Here is a 6,588-nt window from a genome sequence, read left to right on the forward strand (position 1 = left end):
AAATCTATATTAGTTTTCATTTTTTTATGTTTTTCTTTTGTAGAAGATAATGGTGCAAAATACTCCTTATTATTTATCTTAAAAACTATTCCTATAAATGGTCTGTTTGCTTTTAGCGAAACTTTATTTTCATATATTCCTAAATACTTTAAATAACTTGATGTTAATGTTATAAAATATAATTACTTTTCCTTTCCTTCATTTAATCCCCTTTTTATTTAAAAAGGCGATACATAATAATATCGCCTAAAAATACCTTAAATATAATGATTAATAAATCAGGAAGACTTAGACTGCTCGCTCCTTTATGGTCTAACTTTTTAATACCTGACTGAACCAGGAAGACTTAGACTTGCTCGCTTCTATTATGACCTAACTTTTTAATACCTGACTAAATCAGGAAGTCTTAGGTTCGCTCACTCCTTTATGCCTAACTTTTTAATACCTAACTTTTATTAATCCTTTTCAAGTACATTATATCTTATTCTTATTTATTTTTCAAGACAAATTTTTAATTTTCTTATAATTTTCTAACAAATCAGTTTTTTAATATCTTCTAACTTCTATTTATACTCGTTTAAATCAATTCCTTGATCCATAGCTGCAAATATACATCCACAATAACATTGCCTATACACGTCATATTCTGCACACATATCGACAGAACGTTTATATCCATTATTTTTCTTGAAATCGGATGGAAGATATTTTACATCAAAAATTTCCTGAATTTCCAGCCCTAATGTATTTATTAATTGACTATTCTTATGCGGACTCAATGTCAAGGCACTTCCAAAATAGTCAAATCCTAATTCCTGAGCTTTTTTCGCCACAATATCAAGCCTCATCTGAAAACATACTGTACATCTTGCTCCACCTTCTTTTTCCTTTTCCAGCCCTTTCACAGCCTTATAAAAATCCATCGGCTTGTACTCATCCTCAATAAATCCAACATTATTTCCAGTACGTTCGTTAAACTTCTTAATAAATTCTTCCTGTGCTAAGGCTCTTTTTACATATTCTGCTTTTGGATGAATGTTATTATTTGCAAAAAGAACTGTAACATCTGCATACTGTGTTAAAAATTCCAAGGTATATGTACTACATGGAGCACAGCAGCTGTGAATTAATATTTTGGGACGAATATCCTTGTTTTCCCAATCTGAAATAAGTTTTGTTAAAATTGTATGATAATTAATTTTCTGATTAGGATTCATTCTCTCCAGAATTTCTTTTGCATTTTTTATATCTCTTTCGATATGACTTTCTCCATTTTCTATCTGTTCAATATTTTCATTATTTTTAATCAAATTAATTTCTCTCCTATTTTTTATTTTTATAAATATGCTCTTTTTCTTTAATAGTTTTACTACAATATAAAAAGCGATATTTAGAAATTATTACTCTAATTATCACTTTTTTTCTAAAAGAGATTCTATAATTCTATACTTGTCCTCTTTTTACAAATCTAAATTCTACTCTACGGTTTTCTTCTCTTCCTTCTTTTGTATCATTAGTTTTGATTGGATTACTGTCTCCACGTCCTACTAAATCTACTATCCTGTCTTTAGAAAGTCCAAATTCTATTAATTTTGAACCAACCTTTTCAGCTCTTCTGAGCGACAAACGTTTATTATAAGAAGAAGCACCGCTTTTATCAGTATATCCAATAATTGATACAACATAATCATTCTTTTCGACATAATCCTTTATATCACGTAGTACAGAATATGCTTCTTTCTTTAAATCAGTACTATTTTTATGAAAACTTAACTCATTTGATTTAAGAGATATAATCTCTGATTTTGAAATCTGTACTCTTTGTGGATTATTTATTGATTTTTCTTGAATTTCAGAAACAGTTTCAGTCTGATTAGTTTGCGTTTGAACTACTGGCTGTACTATTTCTGTTTGCTGTTTTGGTTGTGCTTGTTGTGGATTAATTGCATTTTTATCAGAATTTTGGTATGGTAATGAAGATTTATTATTAACAATTCTTGTTCCAGTACCGTCCTGTGTTAATGCAACTGTTATCAAATCAGGATTATCCGCTGCTTTAGCTAAGGCTATTTTTTCAGGATTTGGCGTATCCAATGTAGGCACATCATTTTTTACATCTTGTTGAATATCTGCCACATTTGGACGGATTATGTCTTTTCGCATAGCAGAAGTTGTCATTTTTTCAGATACCGTAGGTACTGCCATTGCAACCAATGAAGAAACTGCAACTAATGTAGGCCTTTTCATGATTTGTTCTTCCTCCTATTTTAATAAAGTATTTTATTTTTGATTGTTTTCAAGACCATATTTTTTAATTAATTCATTATATTTCCCATTTTCTTTCATTTTTTTCAATTCATCATTTATTTGTTTTATCAACTCTTGGTTTTTTCCTTTGTCAAGAGCCATTGCCGTTCCAATTTTAGCTGGTTTTTCATCAAAAATTTCCATTTCAGGATTTTTCTTCATGTATTCTTGAGCTACTGCTTTTTCAAGAATAATTACGTCAATTTTTCCTGCTTTTAAATCTAAAATAGTATTTACTGTACTTTCGTTTGGCACAACAGTAGCTCCATTAATCTCTTTTGCTTCTATTTCTTGAATTGTTCCAAGCTGAACTCCAATTTTCTTACCACTTAATGTAGCTGGTGTAACTGCAGTATTACCTTTTTTTCTTATGTAAGTTTCTTTTGAAACAAAGTAATCATCTGTAAAATCTACTGATTTTTTTCTTTCTTCAGTTGAACTCATACCAGATACAATAATATCAATTTTTCCTGCTTTCAATGCTGGAATCAATCCATCAAATGACTGGTCAATAATTTCAACTTTATATCCAAGATTTTTTCCAATTTCGTTTATAAGATCAACATCAAATCCAGTAACTTGTCCATTTTCAACATATTCAAACGGAGCAAAAACTGCATTCAGTCCTACTCTTAATTTTTTCTCCCCATTATCTTTTTTTCCACACGATATAATTCCAAAAATTACTAATGTTATCATCAAAAATATTTTTTTCATATTTTTTCCTCTCTTTCTCTATTTAATTTATTTAAAATCATTTTAACTAATAATCTTTTAGTGATTTAACACTTTTTCTAAAAACTCTCTTGCTCTTTCTGTTTTTGGATTGTCAAATAAATCCTGCGGTTTTGCATCTTCCAGAATATATCCTCCATCCATAAAAAATACTCTATTAGCTACATTTCTTGCAAATCCCATTTCGTGTGTCACCACAATCATTGTCATTCCTGCATTTGCAAGCTCCTTCATAACTTCCAGAACCTCACCTATCATTTCAGGATCAAGTGCCGATGTTGGTTCATCAAACAGAATTACTTTTGGATTCATTGCTAATGCCCTTGCAATTGCAACCCTTTGTTTCTGTCCACCAGACAGCTTGTTTGGATAAACATCTTTTTTATCAGCAAGTCCCACTTTTTCCAGTAATTCTATTGCCAGTTTTTCTGCCTCAGCTTTTGGCATTTTTTTTAATCTAATTGGTCCCAAAGTAATGTTTTCCAGTACAGTTTTATGTGGATACAAATTAAAGTGCTGGAATACCATTCCGACTTCCTCACGAATTTTGTTTATATCCGCCTTACGTTCCAAAATATTTTTATTATTTATTTTAATCTCTCCTGATGTAGGTTCTTCAAGCCTGTTTATACAACGTAAGAATGTTGATTTTCCACTTCCAGAAGGTCCTATAATCGAAATTACTTCCCCTTCTTTTATTTCTGTACTAATTCCTTTTAAAACTTCCAATTCTCCATATTTTTTCTTCAGATCTTTTATCTTAATCATTTTCCTTTAATCTCATCTCCAATCGTTTCCCAATAAATGAGAATAATTTCACGCTGATATAATAAACCAAACCAGTAAACAATATTGGTTTTACACTATAATATACAGCTTGTAAACTTTTACTGTTCATTGTAATGTCAACAACACTAATATATCCTACAACGGCTGTTTCCTTAAATAAATTTATAAATTCATTCAAAAGTGCTGGCAAAATATTTTTTATTGCCTGTGGCATTACAATTTCATTCATTGCCATTCTATAAGGCATTCCAGTTGCTCTTGCAGCTTCCATTTGTCCCTTGTCTATACTCTCAATTCCAGAACGGATTGTCTCTTCTACATAAGCTGCACTATTAAGTCCTAAAGCAATTAATGCAATCCAGTAATTGTTAAGTATTACAACTACAAAAGATAATGTCAAAAGCTGTAAAACCATGGGAGTTCCTCGCATTATGTCAACATATTCATCGATAATAACATCTTTTATCATATCTAAAATTTCTATATTGGTTTTCTGAAATTTTAAGAATGCTAAAAGCATTCCCAAAAGAATACCAATAGCAGCTCCACCCGCTGTAAGCCCCAATGTAGTTATAAAGTAACTGTTCGCATAAATTTGCCACTCTTTTGGTTTCATATCATACGGAAACACAAGAAGCACAGCAATAGTTACAACTGCTATAAAAAATGATGTTTTTACTATTTTTCGTGTTTTTTCCAATTCTTCCATTATATTTAATGAACTTTAATTTTGTTCATATCCTCCTTATATTTTAGTTATCATAATATTATTATACCTAATATTTATAGGTTTTTCAATAAAAAGTTTTTATTTTAGTATCTAACTTTGTTACTTTTATTCTATTTAGCTGTCTTCAAAGACTATTAAATATTTTTTCAAAATATTTTTACATAATTAAGTGATATAGTTACTTGATTTTGGAAATGAAGTTTATAAATTCAGTAAAATTTCCAAAACGGAACTTAATTTAAAAAGGAGTTATAACTATGAAATTATTTAAATTTTTATTTTTTTCAGTTATTGTATTAGTTGCAGGCTTAGGTTATTATATTTACACTCAAAATCAACTAAAAATACCAGATTCCATGGTAAAAAGTGCTGTTGCTTCCAAATTTCCGATAGAAAAATCCTACCCTCTTGGAAAAATCAAGCTATTTAATCCAAAAGTACATTTTGAAAATGATAAGTTAATTATTGAAGCAGAATACCTAAATGATGCATTAAATGATCAGATTAGCGGAACAATGACCTTTGCAACCGACATTCGTTATGATCCAATGAAATCAAACCTTTATCTTGATGATTTTCAAATTGTAAGACTGACAAAAGAAAATAAAGAAATTGATCTTGATAAAAAACCTATTATCAGAACAGGGTTAAATTATGCCTTTAGTCAGCTTGAAAAAAAAGAAATTTTGAATTTATCAGGCGTTGAAAAATTTCAAATGATAAAGGATATAAAAATTGAAAATAATAAATTGACTGTTGTTAAATAAAATTTTTTCTTTTTATTTGATTTATAAATAAATTTTCAAAGTCCCTAAAAAATATATCACTGCAATAGAAACAATTATTATTATTCCAAGATTTGTCTTCCTAAAAGTTAAATATGCTACGATTGCCATTCCAATCAGAACTCTTATTATGTCAAAATTTGTACTTCCAGTAGAAGTAAAAATATCTGGAAATACTAATACTGTTAGTACTGTATAAGGAAGTGCTTCAAAGAACTTATTAACTTTTAGGTTGTTTTCTGGAATTTTTACAAATATTGGCAATGTCCTCAGTATTACCGTCATGATTATGAGTGTCATCAAAATCATTGTTAAAGTTCCTAAATTTTCGTTATAATTCAATTTTATCACTTCCTTTCTTTTTATCAATTTCATCGTTTTCCTGCTTTTCAGAATTTTCATTATAATAAAGCTGTGCGTATATAAAACTTGCCAAAAACATTGTCAAAATCATAACCCATCCTGAACTCACCTTATTTAAAATCGGCAAAAATGTAAATGCCATTTTTATAATAAGTGCCAGCAAAACAATTTTTATATATTTAAAATTTTGGCTTAAAGCCATTATTAACATACTGAAAAATATTGAATAAAGCACAAAATTCATACTTGTCATGAGTGATTCAGGTAGTTTTTCTCCAAATATCGCTCCAAAAATTGTACCAAAACAGTAGCAAAAATATGGAATTGTATTTACTCCCATCATATACCATGCATTTTTGGCCTTTTTCAATGTCAGATATGTTACAGTTTCATCAGTAAGCCCCACGCCTACCAGAAACTTCTGAAAAATAGGAGTTTTTTCACCAAGCTGTCTAAAAATGACAATATTTAACAATAAATATCTTAAATTGATAAGAGCAATAGATAAAATCACTTCAACTGGAGGCGATTTCATCACATAAAGTACCTTTAACAGTAATGAATGAGCCCCACCTGCATACATTCCAAACGATGTAAGCCCAATCATTGGCAAAATTTGAGAAAAACTTTTAGCTGAAATCAGTCCGATTGCAACTCCAAAGGGAATGTAGGCAATTCCGATTCCAGTACCGTCTTTTAATCCCTTTAAATAGTTTTCCAGTTTTCTTATTTGTGCCATTTTTTGTTCTGATTCCTTCCTTATATAGTATTATTCTAACAATTTCAAAACAATTAGTCAAATATATAATATAATATACCTTAGTAGTGGTATCGTAATAATTTTTTTGTAAAATTTTGATAAATTAAAAATTGAAATAG

The 6,588-nt window shown here is 29.3% G+C and carries 9 protein-coding genes; 1 reads left to right on the forward strand and 8 read right to left on the reverse strand.

The genetic code is table 11. The features are described 5' to 3' along the window. From Q0370_RS07920 to Q0370_RS07945, 6 genes are all read right to left on the reverse strand, one after another. On the reverse strand, positions 1-173 hold a 173-nt coding region (locus Q0370_RS07920), incomplete at its 3' end, for a type III toxin-antitoxin system ToxN/AbiQ family toxin (protein WP_299574340.1). Between the two features lie 390 nt (positions 174-563). Continuing rightward, on the reverse strand, positions 564-1,280 hold the full coding sequence (locus tag Q0370_RS07925) for an epoxyqueuosine reductase QueH (RefSeq protein ID WP_299574343.1): 717 nt from the start codon (positions 1,278-1,280) through the stop codon (positions 564-566). Between the two features lie 163 nt (positions 1,281-1,443). Then, the gene (locus Q0370_RS07930) at positions 1,444-2,247 is read right to left on the reverse strand and encodes an OmpA family protein (RefSeq protein ID WP_299574324.1); all 804 of its coding nucleotides are present in this window, start codon (positions 2,245-2,247) and stop codon (positions 1,444-1,446) included. A 33-nt stretch (positions 2,248-2,280) separates the two neighbouring features. Then, on the reverse strand, positions 2,281-3,024 hold the full coding sequence (locus tag Q0370_RS07935; protein ID WP_299574327.1) for a basic amino acid ABC transporter substrate-binding protein: 744 nt from the start codon (positions 3,022-3,024) through the stop codon (positions 2,281-2,283). Between the two features lie 57 nt (positions 3,025-3,081). Further along, entirely contained in the window at positions 3,082-3,810 is a 729-nt protein-coding gene (locus Q0370_RS07940) for an amino acid ABC transporter ATP-binding protein (protein ID WP_147006456.1), read from the reverse strand. After that, entirely contained in the window at positions 3,803-4,540 is a 738-nt protein-coding gene (locus tag Q0370_RS07945; protein ID WP_299574330.1) for an amino acid ABC transporter permease, read from the reverse strand. Before Q0370_RS07945 ends, Q0370_RS07940 begins: the two co-directional genes overlap by 8 nt. Positions 4,541-4,818: 278 nt before the next feature. Here Q0370_RS07945 and Q0370_RS07950 point away from each other — a divergent pair, with 278 nt between their 5' ends. Further along, entirely contained in the window at positions 4,819-5,328 is a 510-nt protein-coding gene (locus tag Q0370_RS07950; protein ID WP_299574333.1) for a hypothetical protein, read from the forward strand. 21 nt (positions 5,329-5,349) lie between these two features. On the opposite strand, the gene Q0370_RS07955 is transcribed toward Q0370_RS07950, so the two are convergent. Then, complete coding sequence (locus Q0370_RS07955) at positions 5,350-5,688, reverse strand: AzlD domain-containing protein (RefSeq protein WP_299574335.1); 339 nt, start codon at positions 5,686-5,688, stop codon at positions 5,350-5,352. After that, positions 5,678-6,448, reverse strand: a complete 771-nt coding sequence (locus Q0370_RS07960; RefSeq protein ID WP_299574338.1) for an AzlC family ABC transporter permease — start codon at positions 6,446-6,448, stop codon at positions 5,678-5,680. Before Q0370_RS07960 ends, Q0370_RS07955 begins: the two co-directional genes overlap by 11 nt. Between the last annotated feature and the right edge of the window lie 140 nt (positions 6,449-6,588).

Origin of the sequence: uncultured Leptotrichia sp., assembly GCF_938036635.1 — a bacterium.
Lineage (GTDB): Bacteria > Fusobacteriota > Fusobacteriia > Fusobacteriales > Leptotrichiaceae > Leptotrichia > Leptotrichia hongkongensis.